This is a genomic window from Nocardia sp. NPDC004260 (assembly GCF_053603155.1).
Genome location: NZ_JBSGEZ010000021.1, coordinates 23,472 through 46,013 on the forward strand (window position 1 = coordinate 23,472; position 22,542 = coordinate 46,013).

Sequence of the window (22,542 nt, forward strand, 5' to 3'; positions counted from 1 at the left end):
AAATATTGCGCAACGGATTAATCACCGGATAAAAGTGCTGCTAATCACTATTTTTCGGGTCTGGAGTACCTTCGGCGGGAGGTTTCGGCGCAGTTCTGGGAACCACCGCGATAAGCGCTTTCTCGATCGTTTCGCGGCGCGCGGGGCTGTCCTCGGCGCCCAGATCGAGGCAGAAGCTGTCGACCACCGCCGACCCCATCGTGACCACCTTGGCCCAGCGCACGTCGGCTCCGCAGCCGGCCAGCTCCGCGGCCAGCCGACTGAGCAGGCCCACGCGGTCCTCGGCGCGCAATTCCAGGATCACCTGGCCGGGCACCGAGGTGTCCGACCAGATCATCCGGGGCTGGGCCTGCGCGTACCGGCTGCGGCCGATGGTGCCCGCCTCGCGCTCGCGTTTGGCCAGCGCCGCGGGCACGTCCAAGTCGCCGGCCGTGGCGCGGATCAATTCCTGGCGCAACAGCCCCGGGTCCGGCGGATCGCCGAACTTGGGCGCGACGACGAAGGTGTCCACCGCGGAGGCGCCTTCGACGCCGAGCGCGGCCGACAGCACGCGCAGCGAATGCAGCGCGAGCACGCCCGCGGCGTCGGACAGCAGCCCGGAGCTGTCGGGCGCGATGACGGTGACCACATACGTGTGCTTGCTCTCACCGGGCTGCAGATCGACGTGCACACCCCCCGCCCTGGCCTTTTCGACCAATTCCGGTGCGATCGGCTCCGGTGTCGGCAGCTGGTCGCCCGCCATGACCAACCGGCAGCGCCGGACCAGTTCGCCGATCAGCGACGCCTTCCAGTCGCCCCACACGCCGGGACCGGTGGCCTGCGAATCCGCCTCGGCCAGGGTGTGCAGCAGCTCCAGCAGTTGCGGATCGCCGTCGAGCGCCTCGACGACGTACCGCACCGTCTCCGGATCGGACAGATCGCGCCTGGTCGCGGTTTCCGGCAGCAGCAGGTGATGGCGCACGACCGCGCTGAGCGTGCGCACGTCCGACGGCCACAGTCCGAGGCGGCGGCCGATGTGGGTGGCCAGTTCCGCGCCGACCACGCTGTGATCGCCCGCGCGACCCTTGCCGATGTCGTGCAGCAGCGCACCGAGGGCGAGCAGGTCGGGGCGAGCGACCCGGGTGCTCAGCCCGCCCGCGTAGGCGACCGTCTCCATGAGATGCCGGTCGACGGTCCAGATGTGCTGGACATCGCGCGGCGGCAGGTCGCGCACGGCGCCCCATTCCGGCAGCAGCCTGCCCCACAGTCCCGTCCGGTCCAGCGCCTCGATCGCGTCGATCGTGCCGCGGCCCGCGCCCAACAGGACCAGCAAGTCGTTGAGGGCGTCCTTGGGCCACGGCTCGCGTAGCTCGGGAGCGTCCTCGGAGAGCCGGTTGAGGGTGGTGGCCGACATCGGCAGGCCGGTCTGCGCCGACGCCGCCGCGACGCGCAGGATCAGCCCGGGGTCGCGCTGCGGGCGGGCGTCTCTGGCCAGCACGACCTCACCCGCGTGCTCGACCACGCCTTCGTCCAGCGGCCTGCGCACCGGCATCCGGCGCAGGCGCGCCAATCCCCGGCGGGGCAGCGCGTTGGCCGCGGTGCGCAGCCCGACGTCCACGGAGTAGCTGACCGTCCGGGCCGAATCGCTCAGTGTGCGGGCCAGATCGAACCGATCGCCGATGCGCAGGGCAGCGCCGATCTCGTCGGCGTCCTGTGCGCGCAGCTGGTCGCGGGCTCGTCCCGCCACACGGTGCAGTTCGGTGCGCACGTCCAGCAGCCGACGGTGCGCCTGCTTCAATCCGCCGCCCGGCACGTCCGGTCCCAATCCGGGCATGGCGTCGGTGAGCTGGGCGATCGCCAGCGCGTCCAGCAGCTGGACGTCACGCAGGCCGCCGCGCCCGTTCTTCAGGTCGGGCTCGGCGCGGTGCGCGATCTCGCCGTTGCGCTCCCATCTGGCCTGGGCCTGGGCGATGAGCTCCTCGAAGCGGGAGCGGATGCCGGTGCGCCACTCCCGGCGCACCCCGCCGATCAGCAGATTGCTCAGTTCCTGGTCGCCGACGATGTGCCTGGCCTCGAGCATGCCCAGCGCGGCGATGAGATCGTCCGAGGCCACCCGAAGCGCCTGCGGAACGGTGCGCACGCTGTGGTCGAGTTTGATGTGCGCGTCCCACAGCGGATACCAGAGCTGGTCGGCGACCTCGGCCACGCGGGCCGGGTCGACGTCGTCGTGCAGCAGCACCAGGTCCAGATCGGAGTACGGCAGCATCTCCCCGCGCCCGAGGCCGCCGACGGCCACCACGGCCAGACCGCTGTCGGGGGCGATGCCCAGTTCGGCGCCCATGCTGGTGAGCCAGAGGTCGTAGAGGTCGACCAGCGCCTGGCGCAGCGACTGGGCGTCCAGCCGGGGATTGCGCGGCTGGCCGCCGTCGAGCAGTTGGGTTCGCGCGCGGACCAGGTCGGCCGCCCCGTTGGACACCTTGCCGTTGCCTTGTTCGGTGACCTTCGGATCACCGTCGTGCTCGTACTGACTAGCCACAACCCACCGCCCATTTGATGCGCGCGGCCCCGCCCCGACCGGGAGCTCCGGTGGGAGCGGGGCCGCCGCTCGACTCGTTTCCGCTACAGCGCGTCGGTGCCGCGTTCGCCGGTCCGCACCCGGATGATCGCCTCCACCGGAGTGATCCAGACCTTGCCGTCGCCGATCTTGCCGGTGCGGGAGGCCTCCACGATCACCTCCACGACCTTGTCGACGGAGGCATCGTCCACGACGACCTCGACGCGGACCTTCGGCACGAAATCGACGGAATACTCCGCGCCGCGGTACACCTCGGTGTGGCCCTTCTGCCGGCCGTACCCTTGGACCTCGCTGACGGTCATGCCCAACACACCCGCCTGCTCGAGACCGGACTTGACGTCTTCGAGCGTAAACGGTTTGACGATTGCGGTGATCAGTTTCATGTTCGTCATGCCTCCTTGACGGCCGAACGTGCCGTGCTACCCAGAGCGCCGAAGTCGTAGGCGGTTTCCGCGTGCTCGGACTCGTCCAAGCCGACCGACTCTGCTTCCTCGCTCACGCGCAGCCCAATGGTGAACTTCACGATATAGGCAATGATCAGGGTCGCGACGAAGGAGAAGGCAAGTACCACACCGGCGCCCACCGCCTGCCGCCACAGCTGATCGAAACCGCCGCCATAGAACAGACCGGTCTTGGCCGCACCCGCCTCGGGCGCCGCGACGAAACCGACCATCAGGGTGCCGACGATACCGCCGACCAGGTGCACGCCGACCACGTCGAGCGAGTCGTCGAAACCGAACTTGAACTTCAGGCCGACCGCGAGGGCGCACAGCGCGCCCGCGAGGACGCCGATGGCGAGCGCGCCGAGCACGTTCACCGAGGAACACGACGGCGTGATGGCGACCAGGCCCGCCACGATGCCCGAGGCCGCGCCCAGCGAGGTGGGTTTGCCGTCGCGGATCTTCTCCACCAACAGCCAGGCCAGCATCCCGGCGCAGGTCGCGATGGTGGTGGTGACGAAGGTCGAACCGGCGAGGCCGCCGGAGGTCACCGCGGATCCGGCGTTGAAGCCGAACCAGCCGAACCAGAGCAGACCGGCGCCGAGCATGACGAACGGCAGATTGTGCGGGCGGAACGGGGTGGTCGGCCAGCCCTTGCGCTTGCCGAGCACCAGCGCCAAGGCCAGACCGGCCGCACCGGCGTTGATGTGCACCGCCGTGCCACCGGCGAAGTCCACCGCGAGCAGCTTGTTGGCGATCCAGCCGCCCTCGTGCACGACGTTGCCGTCGGCGTCCTTGACGTCGAAGTCGAACACCCAGTGCGCGACCGGGAAGTAGACCACCGTGGACCAGATGCCCGCGAACACCAGCCACGCGCCGAACTTCAAGCGGTCGGCGACCGCACCCGAGATGAGGGCAACCGTGATGATGGCGAACATCAGCTGGAAGGCGACGAAGACGGTCGCGGGAATCGTGCCCGCGAGCGGGATGTTCACCGCGTCGGTGGTGACCGCGCCCGCCGCGTCCTTGACCTCGGCGACGGAGTTGCCGCCGATCAGGCCCTTCAGGCCGAAGAACTGCGTCGGGTCACCGATCACGCCGAACGTGTTGTCGCCGAAGGCCGTCGAGTATCCGTACAGCGACCACAAAACGCCGACCAGGCCCATGGCGCTGATGCTCATCATGATCATGTTGAGCACGTTCTTCGACCGGACCATGCCGCCGTAGAAGAAAGCCAGGCCCGGCGTCATCAGCAACACCAGCGCCGAACTCGCCAGCATCCATGCGGTGTCACCGGTATCCGGTGCACCGGTAAGTGGAAAAGCCACCTTAATGTCCTCCTCATCTCGGGCCCAGCCGCTTCCGGCAAATGGACCTGAACAGAAGGGTCCTAACTTGGTGTTTCATCCGTAGAGCTGTCGTGTTTCACCTACGTGAACGGATGGGGCAGCTGTGTTGCCACTACGTTTCGTCCCGCGCACCAGCGGTTTTCCGTCGCTGCGAGCACGGTGTTCGGGAAATCGGACATCCGTTACCGCCCACGAGGAGTCGGCAAACTTCCGGGGTGTGACCGCCCTCGCACCGGGGGCGGCGGCGACCGAACGAGCACCCGTGGCGCACCTCGTGGATGGAACGCCGCGGGCGGCAACCTCTTTCGACCGGTCTCGGCGAGCGGAACGGCTCAGCCCAGCAGCGCGTCCACGAACGCGGCGGGCTCGAACGGAGCCAGGTCGTCGGCCCCCTCACCGAGCCCGACCAGCTTCACCGGCACGCCCAGTTCGTGCTGGACCTGGAAGACGATGCCGCCCTTCGCCGTGCCGTCGAGCTTGGTCAGCACGACGCCTGTGATATCGACCACTTCGGCGAACACCCTGGCCTGGGTCAGTCCGTTCTGCCCGACGGTCGCGTCCAGCACGAGCAGGACCTCGTCGACGGCGGCCTTCTTCTCCACGACGCGCTTGACCTTGCCCAGCTCGTCCATCAGACCCGTCTTGGTGTGCAGCCGACCGGCCGTGTCGATCAGCACCACGTCGACGCCGTGCTCGACGCCTGCGGCCACCGCGTCGAACGCGACCGCGGCCGGGTCGGCGCCCTCGCGACCGCGGACGGTGTCGGCACCGACCCGCTCGCCCCAGGTCTGCAACTGGTCGGCGGCCGCGGCGCGGAAGGTGTCGGCCGCGCCGAGCAGCACCCGGCGGCCGTCGGCCACGAGCACGCGCGCGAGCTTGCCGGTGGTGGTGGTCTTGCCGGTGCCGTTCACGCCGACCACGAGCAGGATCGACGGGTGATCGGGATGCGGCAGCGCGCGCACCGAGCGGTCCAGCTCCGGTCGCAGCTGCTCGATCAGCACGTCGCGCAGCACGGCGCGCGCCTGGTCGGTGGTCCGCACGCTGCGTGCCGCCATCTCCGAGCGCAGCCGGGAGACGACAGCCGTGGTGCTCGCGGTGCCGAGGTCGGCCAGCACGAGGGTGTCCTCCACCTCTTCCCACGAGTCGTCGTCCAGGTCACCGCCGCCGAGCAGGCCGAGCAGGCTCTTGCCGACCGCGTTCTGCGAGCGCGACAGTCGTCCGCGCAGCCGGACCAGGCGGCCCTCGGTGGGCTCGATCTCCTCCAGCGCGACGGGTGCTTCCACCCCTGCGGGCGTGTCGGGCGCGACGATCCCGGTGGCGGCTTCGGTGTCCGGCCCCGCGGTGGCGGTGGGCGGCTCGGCGGTCTCGTCCTCGGCCGTGGCCGGGCTCTCCCGGGTTTCCAGCTGGTCGGGCGCCTGCGCTGTCGTCTCGGCCGCCGGAGTGCCCGCCTCGGGCTCGGCGACGTCCGGCGGGACGGAGGCCTCGGTGACGTCCGCGTCCGGCAACGGAACGTTGGTGATGCCGCGTTTGGGCGCGTCGCGTGGGATCGCGGCGTCGTCGCCGACGTGCGGCTGTCCTTCGGTGTCGGTGCGCTCGACCGGTTGCGGTTCGGTCGCCGCGCCGCCCCGGCTGAAGGTGAATCCACCGGACGCGGCATAACCACCGGACCGGTCGGTCACCTCTTTCTCCTGCGTGGGCGGAGTCAGCGACACGCGGCCGCGCTTGTACCGGACGAAACCGGCGACGAGCACGACGAGCAGCAGTGCGGCGACCGCGGCGATCAGGATCCAGACTTCAGGACTCACGCGGACCATCCTTGCAGACCGACCGTCACGGGATCGGCCCCGAGCCGCCCCCGGCGCGCGCGTCGCGCGCCGGGACCGGGGGCGCGAACTCGGCGAACATCGCAGGTACCGGCCGAGGGCGGGTGCGAGCGGGCACCGACACAGCCCTCCAGATTTCTTGTCCTGCGGAACTTCTCGCGAAGGGACAATAGGATCGGCGACGTGACCGATCGAAACGTGCTTGGGGGGCCGCTGGAAGAGTGCGGCACCGATCCTCTCACCGGCTTCTACCGGGACGGCTGCTGCAGTACCGGGCCGGAGGATCTGGGCAGCCACACCGTGTGCACCGTCGTCACGGCAGAATTCCTGGAGCATCAAGCTTCCATCGGAAACGATTTGAGCACGCCGCGCCCGGAGAACAATTTTCCCGGTTTGCAGCCGGGTGACCGATGGTGCGTGGTCGCTGTGCGATGGCTGCACGCGCACGAGGACGGCGTCGCCGCGCCCGTGGTGCTGGCCGCCACGCACGAGAACGCCCTGGAAGTGATCTCGATGGACATCCTGCGCAAGTACGCCGTCGACGTGCCCGACGACGTCAGCGACCTGCTCTGAGCATCCGGTAACTCTGTTCGGCCCGCCGCGTGGACCACCGGCGCACGGTTCGCGGGCCGGTGCCCGATCGGTCCATGGCACAGCAGAGAATGGAATGGCACAAATGCGCCATTCGGCTCAGCGCGCCGCCGCGGCCCGTCGGCGATGAGCCTTCTGACGGCATGCCGCCGAGCAGTACTTGGCCCGGCGGCCGGTCCCGGCCCGCGGGATCTCCGCATGACACACCGGGCAGCGGTCGCCCCCGCTTTCGTTACGATTCACAGTTTCGTTACGGTCTTCTGCACCGGCATCCCGTTTCGTCACCACGGGCCGTACCGGTCCGGCGCGCAGTGCGTCCAGCACCATCGCGGCGGTCCGGTCCACGCCGCCCCGCGCCTTCCGAAGTCGTTGGATCGCAACGCATGCGGTGAAGATCCCCAGCACGTCGTCGAGTTCGATATCGGCACGGACCGCTCCCTCTCGCTGAGCCGCGGCGAGCAGGGCAGCCAACGCCCCGTGAAAACGCACCCCCGCGCTCTGCAAAAGCGCGCGCGGCCAGCCGTCGTCGGACTGAACGAGGTCGCATAGCGCCTGGTTGTCCGGCGTTGTGGCGATCACCGCGGTACAGAAGTCAAAAAAGGCGGTGCCGGGATCCGGCGCGGCGAGATGGTCGGCGGCCATCTTCGCCAACCGGTCGATGCGCTGCTGCATGACCGCTTCCAGCAGAGCGCCTTTCGTGGGGAAGTGCCGGTAGACGGTGCCCGCGCCGACACCCGCCCGGCGAGCGACCTCGACGAGCGACACCGAGGCGCCCTGCTCCGCGAAAGCGCGCTGCGCGGCCGCCAGCACGAGTGCGCGATTACGGCGGGCATCGGCTCGGGACATCCCGCCAGAGACGAGCGATGCGGTCATTTCGTTACGGCCTTCCGAAAAGCGACCTGGTCAATCGGGTCGAGGCACCCGTATCGTCCGAATACGGGTCAACCAACCCGATTCTATCGAGCAGAGAAGGCGGAGCATGTCCCCTCAGCACAACCTCATCCTGGTCACCGGAGCCACCGGCAAGCAAGGCGGCGTGACCGCCCGCAGGCTGCTGGCCGACGGCAGGGCGGTGCGGGCGCTGGTGCGCGATGCGCAAGCACCCGCCGCGCAGGAATTGGCCGCGGCGGGTGCGCAACTCGTCGTCGGCGACTTCGACTCCCCCGAGACCTTGCCCGCTGCGCTGGCCGGTGTCAGCGGACTGTTCCTGGTCCCACCCGCCGCGTACGGCCCGGAAGGCTGGGATGTCGAATTGGAAGCGGTGCGTGGCGAAGCCGTCGTCGACGCCGCGCGTGCTGCCGGTGTGCGGCAGATCGTGTTCACCGGCATCGCCTCGATGGGCGACAACACGTCGTGGGGAGCGACCGGCAAGAAGCGCATCGAAGAGGCGATCATAGCCAGCGGCGTCCGCTACACCCTGCTGCGCCCGGTGCGCTTCATGGAGAACTATCTGCTGCGTACCTCGCCGGTCGACGGCATCTTCGACGGCGTGCACCGGCACCTGTTCCCCGCCGAAGGTCCGATGAAGGTCATCGCGCTCGCGGATATCGGCGACATCGCCGCGCTGGCGTTCGCCGATCCGGACGGGTTCCACGGCCGCGTCCTCGAACTCGCCGGCGACGTACTGGTTCCGCCCGCGGCCGCCGCGGCGATCAGCGCGGCGACCGGCCACTCCGTTCGCTACCAGGAGGTGTCCGAGGCCGAGGCGGATGCGCTCGGCGCGGAAATCGGCAACACGTGGCGCTTGATGCGCCACACCAGCGGATGGAACGCCGACGTCGATGAGATCCGCCGAATCCACCCCGGACTGCGGTCATTCGACGCCTGGCTTGCCGAAACCGGCGCTGCGCAGATCAAAGCGCTGCTGGACAGCGAAAAGGTGAGCGCGCAACGGTGACTCGCGGCAGCCGGTTCCGGCGGCACGGCGCCGGGACCTGGGGGTTGCGCAGCCGCCGTCACAGATGATTCGGCCTGAACAAGCGACGGCTACCGAGCGGCCGACCTGCACGCTCGCTCGGCTTCGGCGACGACCGCCCGGCCCGGACGCGTGGTGGAGCCGGGTCCACGGCGCCCAGGTGTCCCGGCTGGTGCGGGCGACGCAGCCGCCCAGCGCAGCGAGCTGTTCGGACTGCGAGGCGTACCCTCGGCGTGGTGGTGCGCCTGCGCAGAACACTTCGCCGTCCCCGGCGCGACCCGGTCGGTGCGGAGGTCGACGAGATATTCGGCCCGTCGCGCAAGCACGTCCACGAGCGCAAGGAATGGGTGGCGATCGCGAAGGTCGACGATCGGGTCTCCGGTGACGATCCGCTGGTCGACCTGGACTCCGGCACCGTCGCCCTCCCCGCACGCCGCGGGTGACCGCGCGGCGCGGCTCAGCCCGCCGCGCCGACCGGGGCCAGGTTCTCCCCGCGCAGCCGCTGGGAGATCACCTGGGTGATGCCGTCACCGCGCATGCTGACGCCGTAGAGCGCGTCGGCGATCTCCATCGTCGGCTTCTGGTGGGTGATGACGATCAGCTGGCTCTTCTCCCGCAACTGCTCGAACAGGCCGATCAGGCGGCGCAGGTTGGTGTCGTCGAGCGCGGCCTCGACCTCGTCCATCACGTAGAACGGCGAGGGCCGGGCGCGGAAGATGGCCACCAGTAACGCGACCGCGGTCAGCGACTTCTCCCCACCGGACAGCAGCGACAGCCGCTTGACCTTCTTGCCCGGCGGACGGGCCTCCACCTCGATGCCGGTGGTGAGCATGTCCGAGGGGTCGGTGAGCAGCAGCCTGCCCTCGCCACCGGGGAACAATTTCGCGAACACCTCGACGAACTCGCGCTCCACGTCGGCGTATGCCTCGGTGAATACCTGGAGGATGCGGGCATCGACCTCGGCGACCACGTCGAGCAGATCCTTGCGCGCGCTCTTGACGTCTTCGAGTTGCGTGGCCAAGAAGTTGTACCGCTCCTCCAGCGCCGCGAATTCCTCCAGCGCCAGGGGATTCACCTTGCCCAGGGTGGCGAGATCCTTCTCCGCACGCTTGGCGCGACGTTCTTGGGTCTGCCGGTCGTAGGGCATCGGCGCGGGTTCGCTGACCTGCTCGCCGCGCTCCTTGGCCTGTTCATATTCCTGCAGCTCCAGCGCCGAGGGCGGCAGCGGCACGTCCGGACCGTACTCGGCGATCAGGTCGTCCAGCGCGATGCCGAACTGCTCGGCGATGGTCGCCTCCAGTTGCTCGATGCGCAGCGCCGCCTGAGCCTTCGCCACCTCGTCCCGATGCACCGCGTCGGTGAGCTGGGACAGCTGCGCGGTGAGCGCACGCACCCGCTCCTTGACCTGTTCCACCTGCGCGGCACACTCGGAGCGCTTGCGCACCAGTTCGTCCCGGCGCGCGCCCGCCTCGGCGACCACGCGCTCGAGTTCGCCCGCGATCTTCGCGCCGGATTCGGCGACGGCTGCGGCCACCTCCGCCGCCTTCTTGCGCGCGGCCTGGGCGCGCTCGGCCCTGGCCCGGGTCTCCCGCTCGGCGCGCGCGGCCCGGCGCAGCGAGTCCGCCTTGCCGCGTACCGATTCCGCTCGTTCCTCGGCCGTGCGCACGGCGAGCCTGGCCTCGACCTCCATCGCCCGCGCCTCGGCCAGCGCGGCCGCCGCCTCCTCCCGCGCCCGGCCCGCGGACTCGGTGCCCGCCGCGCCCGCACCGTCGGCGTCGACCTCGGCCTGCTCGAGTTCCGCATGGCGCAGGCGGTCTTCCAGTTCGGCGAGCGAGGCGAGCGCCTCTTCCCGGCTCGTCTCCGCGTCGTCGCGCTGGCCGACCAGCCGTTCGCTGTCCGCGTGTGCGGTGCGGGCGGTCTGGCCGAGCCTGCCCAGCCGCTCGTAGATCGCCACCAGCGCCTGGTCGGATTCGTGCAGGGCGAGCAGCGCGTGGTCGACGGCGTCCTTGCGATCGGCTTGCTCTTCGAGCGCGCCGGACAGCGCGGCCTCGAGTTCCTCGGCGCGCCGCTGCGCCGCGACCAGCTCGGTCCGGGCGGTGTCGATGTCGGCCTGGATCTCCAGCTGGCTGGGCGCGCGATCGGAACCGCCCAGCAGCCAGCCGTTTCCGGCGAGATCGCCGTCGCGGGTGACCACGCGCAACTCGGGCCGCGCCGCGACCACCGCGCGGGCGGCGGACAGATCGTCGGCCACGGCGATCCCCGCGGTGAGCGCCGCGATCGCGCCGCGCACCGTGTCGGGGCACTCCACCACGTCGACCAGCCAGCGGGCGCCGTCGGGCAACGCGCCCTGCTGCGGCCGATCGGTGCGCTCGGCGCCGAAGACGACGGCGGCGCGGCCACCGTCGGCGTCCTTGAGCGCCTGGATCGCGGCGTGCGCGGACTCGCCGGTGTCGGCGGCGACGGCGTCGGCCAGCGGGCCGAGCGCGGCGGCGACCGCGGCCTCGAAGCCGCCGTGTACACGCAGCAGCGCCGAGAGCGGGCCGAGCAATCCCTGTTCGCGGTGCTCCACCAGCCAGGCGACGCCGTCCCGGCGCGCCAGGTTCATGCCGAGCGCCTCGATCCGCGCGCCGAGCGATGCGACCCGCTTGCTCGCGTCGCGGTCCTGTTCCCGCAATTCGGTGACCCGCTGATCGGCCAGTTCCAGCGCCTGCACCGCGTGCTCGTGCTGGGCGTCCAGACCGGCCTCGCCCGCGTCGAGTTCGGCGAGTTCGGCTTGCACCGTGTCGAATTCGGCTTGGGCGGCCTCGCCGCGGTGGCGGGCGTCGGCGATGGCGACCGACAGTCGCGCGATCTCCGCGTCCACCGACTGCGCCCTGGCCCGCAGGGTGTCCACCTTGCCGGACAATCGGGCCACGCCCTCGCGCCGGTCGGCGATCGCCCGCACGGCGGCCAGGTGCGCCTGCTCGGCGGCCTTGGCGGCGTATTCGCGTTCGGCCAGCTGGTCTCGGGCCGCTTCCAAGGTCTCCGCGGCGATCTCCACCGCTTCGCGCAGTTCGGCCTCCTCGGCTTCGACCCGGTCGGCCTCCGCCTCGAGCTGCTCGGGGTCGCGGCCGGTGCTGACCGGAGCGGCGGTGTCCAGGTGCCGCGCCCGGTCGCCCGCGATGCGAATGGTCGCGTTGACCCGTTCGGCGAGCGCGGAGAGCTGGAACCACAGCTGTGCGGCGGCCTCGGCGCTCGGCGTCAGCCGGGACAGCTGGAATTCCTGCTGCGCCAGCGCCGCGTTGGCGGCGTCCAGCTCGGAGTGCACGGTGATCTGCTGCTCGCGCGCGTACGCTTCCTTGCTCTGCTGGCTGGCCAGCTCTCCGCGCCGGGTGACCAGATCGTCGGCGGCCAGCCGCAACCGGGCATCGCGCAGGTCGGCCTGCACGGTCTGCGCCCTGCGCGCCACCTCGGCCTGCCTGCCCAGCGGTTTGAGCTGGCGGCGCAGTTCGGTGGTGAGGTCGGTCAGCCGGGCCAGGTTGGCCTGCATCGCCTCGAGCTTGCGTACCGCTTTTTCCTTGCGTTTGCGGTGCTTGAGCACACCGGCGGCCTCCTCGACGAACGCGCGGCGGTCCTCCGGGCGCGACTCCAGGATGGCCGACAGCTGACCCTGCCCCACGATGACGTGCATCTCGCGGCCGATACCGGAGTCGCTGAGCAGTTCCTGCACGTCCATCAGGCGGCAGGAGTTGCCGTTGATCTCGTATTCGCCCGCGCCGTCGCGAAACATGCGCCGGGTGATGGACACCTCGGCGTAGTCGATCGGCAGCGCGCCGTCGGAGTTGTCGATGGTCAGCGTGACCTCGGCGCGGCCGAGGGGGGCGCGGCCCGCCGTGCCCGCGAAGATCACGTCCTGCATCTTGCCGCCGCGCAACGCCTTCGCGCCCTGCTCGCCCATCACCCAGGTGAGCGCGTCGACGACGTTCGATTTGCCCGATCCGTTGGGACCGACCACACACGTGATGCCCGGTTCCAAGCGCAGGGTCGTCGCGGACGCGAAGGATTTGAAGCCCTTCAACGTCAGGCTCTTCAGGTGCAAGTTCGACGACCTTTCCGTGTTCTGCCCGGTCGGCGTTTCGCGTCGCGGCAGCGCATCCGGCGACCTGTCATGGTATCCGTCGCGTACCGGGAGCCTCCGGGGCCCGACGGCGTGCGCGGCCGAGTGGTGGTTCGGCGATATCCGTAGGTTATCGACTCGCCGCCGGTTCGCGCGCATTTCGATGTGCTCGAGGTTTGCCGGGATGGGCGCCACGCTGCCGGTCGGCGTCAGCGGCACGACCCACTCGGCCCTCTCGCCGCGACCGGGGAACGCCCGCCCGCTCTCGGCCTGCCACCGGTACCCTCCCCACCCGTGGGTCCGCCGATTCCGCGCAGTCTCGAACTGGCACTGACGCCACACCCTCCGGCCACATACGATCCCTCTGATTCGCCAGCGGAATTTCGGGAGCGCACCACGATGTCTGCCCCCTCACCAGGGACAAGTACCCGGTTCCGCCTTGCCCGGATCGCGGGGCTGGTACTCGGCAGCCTGCTGCTCCTGCACGCCTGTGAACGCAGCAAGAGCGCGCTGCTGAGCGATGTGCGGGTGGAGGTCGCGATCGCGGCCGCCTTCGGTGCGGCCGCCCTGGGCGCGGCGTGGTTCGAGATCAAACTGCGGGCGCAGGAGCAGGACGCGGATCCGCCGTGGGACGACGACGAGGAACCCGAAACTCCCAGTTCTGGGAATTTTCCCGGTCGAGTCGGACGATCCGCCGACCCCGCGTACGGCAGGGGCGAGCGTGCCGGACGCTCCGGCGCCGGGGCGCGGTCAGCGCCGATGGCTCACTTCGAGGACGAGGACCTGGCCGAACCCGCGGAAACCTCTGGGCGCGCGGATCTCGTCGCCGGGATTGCGCGGACATTGCGGATCACCCGCTCCGGCGACTCGGACGACCGGCAGCCGCTGCTCCCGCTGGGCGCGGTGACGAAATGGATGCGCCGCGTCGACCCGCACGACGACATCGAGCCCGGCGAACTCGACGACCATGACGAAACGGAGCAGATCACCCGCAGCGAGACCGGCGAACTCGTCATCGAATCCGGCACGCGAACGGTACGGGCAAAAATCTCCCGCTCCGGCGACCTCGTCCTGCACGGCCGCCGACACGGGGAGGCGCGATCGGAATGGAAGTGGACGTTCCCCGCGGACGTCTTCCCCGCCATCCGCGGCGCACTCGGCGACGGGCACGGCGACCTGCTCGATCTGCTCGAGGACACCCTTCCGTGGCTGGACGCCGCCGCCCGCCACGACCCGGGTGCATGGCTGCGCGCTCAGGACATTTCCGCGAAGTATCAGGAGAAGGGCGTCAGCGCCACCCAGGACACCCGGGAACTTCCCGTGCTCCGGCCGGGACGTCCGCCGCAGCCGCCCCACGCGAGCAGATCCCCCCGGAAGCCGTCGCACGACGCGTCCGGCGCACGGGAGGCCCGCGCGTCCGCGAAAGCCTCCGACGACCATGGCCACCGTGGAAAACCTGCTGCGACACGATCCCGCGAGTCCCTGGCCGCGCACGGCGAAACTCGCTCCACCCGGCGCGGAGCCGCCGACCCACCGCCCTCCTCCCGGCGCACCGATACCGATCGACGAACTCGCGGCGACAAACCCCGGCCCACCGGACAAGCGAAGCGTCCGGCCGACGACTACGGTTCGCCCACGCCGTCACGCCGTCGCCGTGACGAACCCGAACCCACTCGGCGCGGCGATCGGCTCCCGCGCAGCGGCGGGACGGATTCGCACCCGCGCCCTACACCCGGCCGCCCGGAACTGCCGAGACGTCGGCAGCACGACGAGCACGGCACACCACACGTCGCTGAACATTTCGACGGCTACGACGAAGCGGATGCCCGGTGGCCGCGAGCGAACCGGCAATCGGGGCGGGGCCAGGAGCCCACGAACTTCGAGTCCGAGACCGGCCGACGAGAGCGACCCGATACTCCCTACCGCGACCGCCCCACTCCATCCGACCGAGCACCGGAACGGACCTACGACCAACCACCCAGCCGCCGCCATCGCGACGACCAGCGGTCACGCCGCGATACCTCGCTTCCCCCGCAGGAGTCCTCGCGGCGCAGATGGTAGGACACGAAAACGGCGCTGTCACCCGATGATCGGGGTGACAGCGCCGAGGGATGACGCTCAGCTCGCGCGGTGGGTGAATCGGCCGTTCTCGAAGCCGGCCACCATGCGGAACGCCAGGACGGCGCCCCACGGGACGATCACCCAGACCGGCCAGAAGTAGGTCAAGGCGCCGACGCTCAGCGAGATCGCGCCCCAGATGACCAGCACCAGCGCGCTCACGGCGAGCCAGGTGCTGCCCTCGATGCGCTGCCAGATCGGGATGCGAGGGCGCACGGGGGCCGGTGTGCCCTCGTCCTTGCTCAGTTCGGGCAGATCGAACAACACCGCGCGCAGGTCCTCCCGGTCGGTGGTGGCGTACACCTGGGCGACGCGCTGGTCGTATTCGGCCAGATCGATCCGCCCGTCCGCCATATGCCTGCCGAGCAGGCGCACCACGGCGTCGCGTTCGGCATTCGAGGCGCGGGTGCCGGTGGAGATGTCCATGCCTGGTCCTATCGACGGATTCCACCCTCCATAGTGGAATATGTTTTCAGCATAACCCTCCAAAGTGGAATGTCAAACCCTGTCGTGATTCCCGGCCGAAACTCGAGACTTCCCGCGATCCGGCGGTAGTGTTCGAACCGAGAACAACTGTATGGACAGGTGTTCAGCTCGCGGGTTCGCAGAACGTCCGGATCCGCGTCCCGAGAAGGCTCAGGAGGCACAGGTGTCGGAAACCGTCCGCGGGATCGTGGCTCGCAGCAAAGGCGCACCGGTCGAGCTCGTCGAGGTGGTGATCCCCGATCCGGGCCCGCACGACGTGGTGGTGCGGGTGCAGGCGTGCGGGGTCTGCCACACCGACCTGCACTATCGCGAAGGCGGCATCACCGACGACTTCCCGTTCCTGCTCGGCCACGAGGCGGCGGGCGTGGTGGAAGCCGTCGGCGCCGCGGTAAGCCACGTGGCCGAGGGTGACTATGTGATCCTCAATTGGCGCGCGGTCTGCGGCGAGTGCCGGGCGTGCAAGCGCGGCAAGCCCTGGTACTGCTTCGACAGTCGTAACGCGAGCAAGAAGATGACGCTCGCCGACGGGACCGAGCTGACTCCCGCCCTCGGCATCGGCGCGTTCGTCGACAAGACCTTGGTGCACGAAGGCCAGTGCACGAAGGTCGATCCGGCCGCCGACCCGGCGGTGGCGGGCCTGCTCGGCTGCGGGGTGATGGCGGGCATCGGCTCGGCGATACACACCGGCAACGTCTCGATCGGCGACACCGTCGCGGTGATCGGCTGCGGCGGCGTCGGGGACGCGGCCATCGCCGGGGCCCGGCTGGCGGGCGCGCGCACCATCATCGCGGTGGACCGCGACGCCCGGAAACTGCGGTGGGCCACGGATTTCGGCGCCACCCACACCGTCGACGCGAGCACCGAGGACGTGGTCGAGAAGATCCAGGAGTACACCGACGGCTGGGGCGCGGACGTGGTCATCGACGCGGTCGGACGGCCGGAGACCTGGCAGCAGGCCTTCTACGGTCGCGACCTGGCGGGCACGGTGGTCCTCGTCGGCGTGCCGACCCCGGAGATGACCCTCGAGATGCCATTACTGGACTTCTTCTCGCGCGGCGGCGCGCTGAAATCCGCTTGGTACGGCGACTGCCTTCCCGAACGCGACTTCCCCACCCTGATCGACCTCTACCGCCAAGGACGGCTGCCACTGGACCGGTTCGTCTCCGAGCGCATCGGGATCGACCAGGTCGAGCAGGCCTTCGCGAAGATGCACGCAGGCGACGTGCTGCGTTCGGTGGTGGTCTGGTGACCGTCCGCATCGACCGCGTCGTCACCTCCGGCGACTTCTGTCTCGACGGCGGAACCTGGGCGGTGGACAACAACATCTGGCTCGTCGGCGACGACGACGAAGTGGTTGTCATCGATGCCGCCCACGACGCCGATCCGATCGTCGCGGCGGTCGCCGGGCGCACCGTTCGCGCGATCGTGTGCACCCACGGACACAACGATCACGTGACGGTCGCCCCCGAACTGGCCGAGCGCTCGGCGGCACCGATCCTGCTGCATCCCGGCGACGAGCCGCTGTGGCGCATGACCCACCCGGACACGGCCTACCGGCCACTCGCGGACGGCGATCGAATCGCCGTGTCGGACAGCGAGCTGCACGTCCTGCACACCCCCGGCCACTCCCCCGGTTCCGTCGCATTGCATCTGCCCGATGCGAAGGTCGTGTTCACGGGCGACACATTGTTCGCCGGTGGCCCCGGTGCGACCGGCCGATCGTTCTCCGATTTCGGCACGATCATCGAGTCGATTCGCGAACGCCTGCTGACGCTCCCGGAGGAGACCACGGTCCATACCGGGCACGGCGATTCCACCACCATCGGCGCGGAGAAACCCTTCCTCGCCGACTGGATCGCCCGCGGCCACTGACCGCCGCGGGCGGCACCCGGCACCGCCCGCGGCGGCACCGCGCATCAACCGGGGAACCGGCGATCCAGCTCCAGGTTCAACCGGAGCACCTCGACTCGCGGCTCGCCGAGGAACCCCAGCGTCCGGCCGCTGGTGTGCTCGGCGACCAGCATCCGCACCTGCTGTTCGGAAATCCCGCGCGCCTTCGCGACCCGCGCCACCTGGATGGCCGCGTACTCCGGCGAGATGTTCGGGTCCAGCCCACTCCCGCTCGCGGTGACGGCGTCGGCGGGCACCGCCGGATCGGCGGGCGCGTCGCCGTGGATCGGGACGACTCGCCCGGCGGAATAGTCCCGTCCCGGTTCGGCACATTCGACTCGGACGCCGCGATAGGCGGCGGCGAAGGGCTGCGCCGGGCACGCCTCGTTGACGCTGACGACCTGAACGGGATGCGAAACGTCCCCGTCGGCGTCACGCGGTCCGATCACCGACAGCACCGCGCCCACACCGCCTTTCGTGCAGAACGGACGACTGCCGTCGACCCCCTCACGGTAACCGATCTCCTTGCTGCGGGCGCAGATCGCGGTGAGCAGGCTCGCGCGTGCCGGAGTGTCGACGATGTCCTCCGGTCCGAGATTGCTCGCCGCGGTGGACAGCGGATCGTAGCCGTCACCGGCGGCGGAAGGGCGGCTCTGGAAGTACCGCACCAGGGCACCGTCGGATCCGGTGAACGATTGCCCGATCAGGCCGGAGCCCACGGTCGTTCCGTCGACGGCGACCAGCGACCCGTCCGCCTTCTCGTGCAGGCCGGGCAGCTGGGCCACCGCGAAAACGGCCAGCGGGTAGACGATTCCGGTGATCGCCGTGAGCGCGAGCAACGCGCGCAGGGCGGCGAGATGCTGCCGGATCCAGGTTGAAAGGCGCATGTCAGGACATCCCGGGGAGGAACTGGACCACGAGGTCGATGAGTTTGATGCCGAGGAACGGCGCGATGATGCCGCCGAGCCCGTAGACGGTCAGGTTGCGGCTCAACAGTTTCGACGCGTTCGACGGCCGGTAGCGCACACCGCGCAGCGCCAGCGGGATCAGCGCCACGATGACGACGGCGTTGAAGATCACCGCGGACAGGATCGCCGACTGCGGACTGGACAGCCGCATGACGTTGAGCAGGTCCAGGCCGGGAAACAGTGTCACGAACAGGGCGGGGATGATCGCGAAGTACTTCGCGATGTCGTTGGCGATGGAGAACGTCGTCAGCGCGCCACGCGTGATGAGCAGTTGCTTGCCGATCTCCACGATCTCGATCAGCTTGGTCGGATCGGAATCCAGATCGACCATGTTGCCCGCCTCTTTGGCGGCCGACGTTCCGGTGTTCATCGCGACGCCCACATCGGCCTGCGCCAGCGCGGGCGCGTCGTTGGTGCCGTCGCCGGTCATCGCGACCAGCCGTCCGCCCTCCTGCTCCCGTTTGATCAGCGCCAGCTTGTCCTCCGGCGTCGCCTCGGCGAGGAAGTCGTCGACCCCCGCCTCGTCCGCGATCGCCTTCGCGGTCAACGGGTTGTCGCCGGTGATCATCACCGTGCGGATGCCCATGCTGCGCATCTCGTCGAACCGCTCGCGCATGCCCTGTTTCACCACATCCTTGAGGTGGATCACGCCGAGCACCCGGGCGGCACCGCCGTCGACCTGGCCGACGACAAGCGGCGTGCCGCCCGCGGCGGAGATGCCGTCGACGGTGGCGCCGAGTTCCGCCGGCACCGAACCCCCCTGCGATCGCACCCATTCGGTGACCGCGCTCGCGGCGCCCTTGCGCAGCAGACGGCCCCCGACGTCGACGCCGGACATCCGGGTCTGCGCGGTGAACTCCACCCACCGCGCGTGGCTCAGCTCGCCCGGTGTGCGCTCCCGCAGGCCGTAGGCTTGTTTGGCGTAGACCACGACCGAGCGGCCCTCCGGGGTCTCGTCGGCCAGACTGGAAAGCTGTGCGGCGTCGGCCAGTACCGCCTTGCTCACGCCGGGCGCCGGGACGAAATCCGCCGCCTGGCGGTTGCCGAGCGTGATGGTGCCGGTCTTGTCCAGCAGCAAGGTGTTCACGTCTCCGGCCGCCTCGACGGCCCGCCCGGACATGGCGAGCACATTGCGCTGCACCAGGCGATCCATGCCCGCGATCCCGATCGCCGACAGCAGCGCGCCGATGGTCGTGGGGATCAGGCACACCAGCAACGAGACCAGCACGATGCCGGTGACGCCGTGCGCGTCCAGCGCCACGGTGTCCGGCACGCCCGGATTGTTCGACTTGCTGAAGATCGCCATCGGCTGCAGCGTGACCACCGCGAAGACGAAGATGATCGTCAACGCCGCCAACAGGATGTTCAGCGCGATCTCATTCGGGGTCTTCTGCCTGCTGGCCCCCTCCACCAGGGCGATCATCTTGTCGATGAAGCTCTGCCCCGGTTCCTGCGTGATCCGGACGACGATCCGGTCCGACAGCACGGTGGTACCGCCGGTCACCGCCGACCGGTCACCGCCGGATTCCCGGATCACCGGCGCGGATTCACCGGTGATCGCCGACTCGTCGACCGAGGCGATGCCTTCGACGACGTCGCCGTCACCGGGGATCACCTGCCCCGCCTCGACCACGACGTGATCGCCGCGGCGCAGGTCCGGGGCCGCGACGCGTTCCTCGACCACCCGCGCGCCCGGCGACCAGTCGACCAGTCGCCGCGCGACGGTGTCGGTCTTCGCCTTGCGCAGCGTGTCGGCCTGCGCCTTGCCGCGCCCCTCCGCGACGGCCTCGGCAAGGTTCGCGAAGATCACTGTGAGCCACAGCCACACGACGATCGCCCAAGCGAAGAAGGTCGGGTCCGCCAGCGCGAGCACGGTCGACCACACCGCGCCCAGCTCGACGATCAGCATCACCGGATTGCGCCACAGCGTGCGCGGATCGAGCTTGCGTACCGCGTCCGGCAACGAGGTCAGCAGCATCTTGGGATCGAGCACGCCGTTCGGGACACTCTTGCCCCGCGACCGCTCGGGCTCGGCCTGTCCCGAGACGTTCTCATCGATTGCGGGACTCGACATGTCAGTGGATTCCTTCGGCGAGCGGCCCGAGCGCCAGCGCGGGCAGGAAGGTGAGCGCGACCAGGATCACCGTCACGCCGACGACCATGCCGACGAACTGCGGACGATGGGTCGGCAGCGTGCCGATCGATGCGGGAGTGGTGCCCTGCCGCGCGAGCGAACCGGCCAGCGCGAGCACGAAGATGATCGGCAGGAAGCGCCCGAAGAGCATGGCCAGGCCCAGCGCGGTGTTGTACCACTCGGTGTTGCCGGTCAGGCCCGCGAAAGCGGAGCCGTTGTTGTTGGCGGCCGAGGTGAACGCGTAGAGCACCTCCGACAGTCCGTGCGGCCCGGAGTTGAGCATGCTCGCGCGCGGGCCCGGCATCGCCATCGCGGCGGCCGTGCCGACCAGCACGATCAGCGGGCTGATCAGGAAGTACGACGCGGCCAATTTGATCTCGCGCGGCGTGATCTTCTTGCCCAGATACTCCGGGGTGCGACCGACCATGAGGCCAGCGACGAACACCGTGATCACCGCCAGGATCAGCATGCCGTACAGGCCGGACCCGGTGCCGCCCGGCGCGACCTCGCCCAGCTGCATGTCGAACATCGTCATCAGACCGCCGAGGCTGGTGTAGGAATCGTGGAACGAATCGACCGCGCCGGTGGAGGTCAGGGTGGTCGCACCGGCGAAGGTGGCCGAATTCGCCACACCGAAGCGCTGTTCCACGCCCTCCATCGAGGAGCCGATCGCGGTCGGCACCGTGCCGTGGTGCTGGAGCTGGAACAGGTTGGTCAGCGTGACGCTGAGCAGTGCGATCGTCCCCATCACGGCGACGATCGCGTAGCCCTGCTTGCGGCTGCCCACCATCCGACCGAAGGTGCGCGGCAGCGAAAAGCTGATCACCAGCAGCAGGAAGATCTCCACCCAGTTGGTCCAGGTGGCCGGGTTCTCGAACGGGTGCGCGGAGTTGGCGTTGTAGAAGCCGCCGCCGTTGGTGCCGAGTTCCTTGATCACCTCTTGGCTGGCGACCGGGCCGCCCGTGATGGTCTGCTCGGTGCCGCCCAGCGTGTGCGCCACTTGGTCGTGCAGGTGGAAGTTCTGGATCGCGCCGCCCGCCACCAGCACGAGGGCGAAGACGAACGCGATCGGCAGCAGGATGCGCAGCGTGCCGCGCACCAGGTCCACCCAGAAGTTGCCGAGGTCACCGGTGTGCCTGCGAGCGAAACCGCGCACCAGTGCCACGGCCACCGCCATGCCGACCGCCGCCGAGACGAAGTTCTGCACGGCCAGCCCGGCCATCTGCACGAGGTGCCCCTGAGTGGATTCACCGGAGTAGTTCTGCCAGTTGGTGTTCGTCACGAAGCTGACCGCGGTGTTCCACGCCAGCGCGGGGGTCATCTCGGTGCCCGGATCGTTCAGGTGCAGGGGCAACCTGCCTTGCACGAGCTGGAAGAAGAAGAGGAAGAGAATGCCGACCGCCGAGAAGGCCAGCACACTGCGCGCGTACACGGGCCAGGGCTGCTCGACTTCGGGATGCGCGCCTATCGCGCGATAGACGAGACGTTCGACGCGAGAATGCGCACGTCCCTCGTAGACCCGGTACATGTAGTCGCCCAGCGGCACGTGTACCAGCGCGAGCGCCGAGATCAGGGAGGCCACGAAGGCGATCCCCGCGGTTGTCGTGCTCACTCAGAACCTCTCGGGAAACAGCAGCGCCGCGACCAGGTAGACCGCGACGCCCGCGGCGAGAACGAGACCGATCAGGTTCGCGGTCACAACTTCTCCACCCCGCGCTGGACCAACCCCAGCAGCGCGAACGCCGCCACGGTGAGTGCGGTGAACACCACGACCGACATAACTCGACAACCTCCATCCGCGCGCCGGGCTTCGGCGCGACAGAGCGAGTGAAGCGCCCCGATGGCGCGTCCGGTCGTTTCCTGACGACTTCTTGACGCCCCGGCACCTGGCATTTGCGGTTCGTTGACGGACCCGAGATGCCCGCAAGTATGGCGTCAAGGAACACGGGCGGACCGTCAACACACCGTAAAAATCGAGGTCGGCCCGCCTGGCGGCGGTAGAAGTGGAGAGCCGGCCAGGCGGACGATTCCAGCGCGACCGGCGCCGTCCAGCCGGGAAGGAAGAGAGGATCGCAATGTCGGCAGTGATCTTTGTCGTCGCATTCGTCTGCTGCGCGCTGGTCATTCGCGCATTCGGCGCTCGTGCGCAGACGCCGCGGCTACAACCGGTGCGGATCG

The 22,542-nt window shown here is 69.6% G+C and carries 17 protein-coding genes; 6 read left to right on the top strand and 11 right to left on the bottom strand.

Going from position 1 to position 22,542, the window contains the following annotated elements; genetic code table 11:
• Nucleotides 1-40 precede the first annotated feature (40 nt).
• The 4 genes from ACWEO7_RS14800 to ftsY all read right to left on the bottom strand — a co-directional run bounded on the left by ACWEO7_RS14800 (nt 41) and on the right by ftsY (nt 6,157).
• On the bottom strand, nt 41-2,455 hold the full coding sequence (locus ACWEO7_RS14800; protein WP_452423779.1) for a [protein-PII] uridylyltransferase: 2,415 nt from the start codon (nt 2,453-2,455) through the stop codon (nt 41-43).
• 143 nt (nt 2,456-2,598) lie between these two features.
• A complete protein-coding gene (locus tag ACWEO7_RS14805) occupies nt 2,599-2,937 on the bottom strand; it encodes a P-II family nitrogen regulator (RefSeq protein WP_330249397.1) in 339 nt (112 codons plus the stop codon).
• A gap of 5 nt (nt 2,938-2,942) precedes the next feature.
• A complete protein-coding gene (locus ACWEO7_RS14810; protein ID WP_452423706.1) occupies nt 2,943-4,322 on the bottom strand; it encodes an ammonium transporter in 1,380 nt (459 codons plus the stop codon).
• A 353-nt stretch (nt 4,323-4,675) separates the two neighbouring features.
• Nucleotides 4,676-6,157, bottom strand: coding sequence for a signal recognition particle-docking protein FtsY (ftsY, locus tag ACWEO7_RS14815; protein WP_452423708.1), 1,482 nt, complete (start codon nt 6,155-6,157; stop codon nt 4,676-4,678).
• Between the two features lie 192 nt (nt 6,158-6,349).
• On the opposite strand from ftsY, the gene ACWEO7_RS14820 reads away from it, so the two are divergent.
• Entirely contained in the window at nt 6,350-6,739 is a 390-nt protein-coding gene (locus ACWEO7_RS14820; RefSeq protein ID WP_019048221.1) for a DUF2237 family protein, read from the top strand.
• Nucleotides 6,740-6,856: 117 nt separating this feature from the next.
• Here ACWEO7_RS14820 and ACWEO7_RS14825 read toward each other — a convergent pair whose 3' ends face one another.
• Nucleotides 6,857-7,630, bottom strand: a complete 774-nt coding sequence (locus ACWEO7_RS14825; RefSeq protein WP_452423709.1) for a TetR/AcrR family transcriptional regulator — start codon at nt 7,628-7,630, stop codon at nt 6,857-6,859.
• Nucleotides 7,631-7,736: 106 nt separating this feature from the next.
• Here ACWEO7_RS14825 and ACWEO7_RS14830 point away from each other — a divergent pair, with 106 nt between their 5' ends.
• Nucleotides 7,737-8,654 carry an NmrA family NAD(P)-binding protein gene (locus ACWEO7_RS14830; RefSeq protein ID WP_452423711.1) on the top strand — a complete coding sequence of 306 codons (918 nt, stop codon included), beginning with the start codon at nt 7,737-7,739 and terminating at the stop codon, nt 8,652-8,654.
• Between the two features lie 254 nt (nt 8,655-8,908).
• Nucleotides 8,909-9,115, top strand: a complete 207-nt coding sequence (locus ACWEO7_RS14835; RefSeq protein ID WP_452423713.1) for a hypothetical protein — start codon at nt 8,909-8,911, stop codon at nt 9,113-9,115.
• A 14-nt stretch (nt 9,116-9,129) separates the two neighbouring features.
• Here ACWEO7_RS14835 and smc read toward each other — a convergent pair whose 3' ends face one another.
• A complete protein-coding gene (gene smc / locus ACWEO7_RS14840; RefSeq protein ID WP_452423714.1) occupies nt 9,130-12,750 on the bottom strand; it encodes a chromosome segregation protein SMC in 3,621 nt (1,206 codons plus the stop codon).
• A 417-nt stretch (nt 12,751-13,167) separates the two neighbouring features.
• Here smc and ACWEO7_RS14845 point away from each other — a divergent pair, with 417 nt between their 5' ends.
• Nucleotides 13,168-14,829: a hypothetical protein gene (locus tag ACWEO7_RS14845; protein WP_452423716.1), complete on the top strand. Its 1,662-nt coding sequence runs from the start codon at nt 13,168-13,170 to the stop codon at nt 14,827-14,829.
• Nucleotides 14,830-14,886: 57 nt separating this feature from the next.
• Here ACWEO7_RS14845 and ACWEO7_RS14850 read toward each other — a convergent pair whose 3' ends face one another.
• Entirely contained in the window at nt 14,887-15,312 is a 426-nt protein-coding gene (locus ACWEO7_RS14850; protein WP_452423718.1) for a DUF1707 SHOCT-like domain-containing protein, read from the bottom strand.
• A 223-nt stretch (nt 15,313-15,535) separates the two neighbouring features.
• Between ACWEO7_RS14850 and ACWEO7_RS14855 the strand changes: the two genes are divergently transcribed.
• Both ACWEO7_RS14855 and ACWEO7_RS14860 read left to right on the top strand, forming a co-directional pair.
• The gene (locus tag ACWEO7_RS14855; protein WP_450019428.1) at nt 15,536-16,621 is read left to right on the top strand and encodes an S-(hydroxymethyl)mycothiol dehydrogenase; all 1,086 of its coding nucleotides are present in this window, start codon (nt 15,536-15,538) and stop codon (nt 16,619-16,621) included.
• Nucleotides 16,615-17,244 carry an MBL fold metallo-hydrolase gene (locus tag ACWEO7_RS14860; RefSeq protein ID WP_397076696.1) on the top strand — a complete coding sequence of 210 codons (630 nt, stop codon included), beginning with the start codon at nt 16,615-16,617 and terminating at the stop codon, nt 17,242-17,244. Before ACWEO7_RS14855 ends, ACWEO7_RS14860 begins: the two co-directional genes overlap by 7 nt.
• A 44-nt stretch (nt 17,245-17,288) precedes the next feature.
• Here ACWEO7_RS14860 and ACWEO7_RS14865 read toward each other — a convergent pair whose 3' ends face one another.
• Genes ACWEO7_RS14865 through ACWEO7_RS14880 form a run of 4 tightly spaced genes read right to left on the bottom strand, consistent with a single transcriptional unit; the run spans nt 17,289 to nt 22,489 of the window.
• Complete coding sequence (locus ACWEO7_RS14865; protein WP_452423719.1) at nt 17,289-18,149, bottom strand: potassium-transporting ATPase subunit C; 861 nt, start codon at nt 18,147-18,149, stop codon at nt 17,289-17,291.
• A gap of 1 nt (nt 18,150) precedes the next feature.
• The gene (gene kdpB, locus ACWEO7_RS14870) at nt 18,151-20,304 is read right to left on the bottom strand and encodes a potassium-transporting ATPase subunit KdpB (protein WP_452423721.1); all 2,154 of its coding nucleotides are present in this window, start codon (nt 20,302-20,304) and stop codon (nt 18,151-18,153) included.
• A gap of 1 nt (nt 20,305) precedes the next feature.
• On the bottom strand, nt 20,306-21,976 hold the full coding sequence (kdpA, locus tag ACWEO7_RS14875) for a potassium-transporting ATPase subunit KdpA (protein WP_452423723.1): 1,671 nt from the start codon (nt 21,974-21,976) through the stop codon (nt 20,306-20,308).
• Nucleotides 21,977-22,489 carry a potassium-transporting ATPase subunit F gene (locus tag ACWEO7_RS14880; RefSeq protein ID WP_452423725.1) on the bottom strand — a complete coding sequence of 171 codons (513 nt, stop codon included), beginning with the start codon at nt 22,487-22,489 and terminating at the stop codon, nt 21,977-21,979. It lies immediately after the preceding gene.
• Nucleotides 22,490-22,542: the final 53 nt, after the last annotated feature.

Coding starts and splice junctions, on each gene's coding strand:
- ftsY (WP_452423708.1), bottom strand. CDS start 6,157: ATGGTCCGCGTGAGTCCTGAAGTCTGGATCCTGATCGCCGCGGTCGCC.
- ACWEO7_RS14830 (WP_452423711.1), top strand. CDS start 7,737: ATGTCCCCTCAGCACAACCTCATCCTGGTCACCGGAGCCACCGGCAAG.
- ACWEO7_RS14880 (WP_452423725.1), bottom strand. CDS start 22,489: ATGACCAGCGCGCAGCAGACGAATGCGACGACAAAGATCACTGCCGAC.
- ACWEO7_RS14865 (WP_452423719.1), bottom strand. CDS start 18,149: ATGCGCCTTTCAACCTGGATCCGGCAGCATCTCGCCGCCCTGCGCGCG.
- kdpB (WP_452423721.1), bottom strand. CDS start 20,304: ATGTCGAGTCCCGCAATCGATGAGAACGTCTCGGGACAGGCCGAGCCC.
- ACWEO7_RS14845 (WP_452423716.1), top strand. CDS start 13,168: ATGTCTGCCCCCTCACCAGGGACAAGTACCCGGTTCCGCCTTGCCCGG.
- ACWEO7_RS14825 (WP_452423709.1), bottom strand. CDS start 7,630: ATGACCGCATCGCTCGTCTCTGGCGGGATGTCCCGAGCCGATGCCCGC.
- ACWEO7_RS14850 (WP_452423718.1), bottom strand. CDS start 15,312: ATGGACATCTCCACCGGCACCCGCGCCTCGAATGCCGAACGCGACGCC.
- ACWEO7_RS14805 (WP_330249397.1), bottom strand. CDS start 2,937: ATGAAACTGATCACCGCAATCGTCAAACCGTTTACGCTCGAAGACGTC.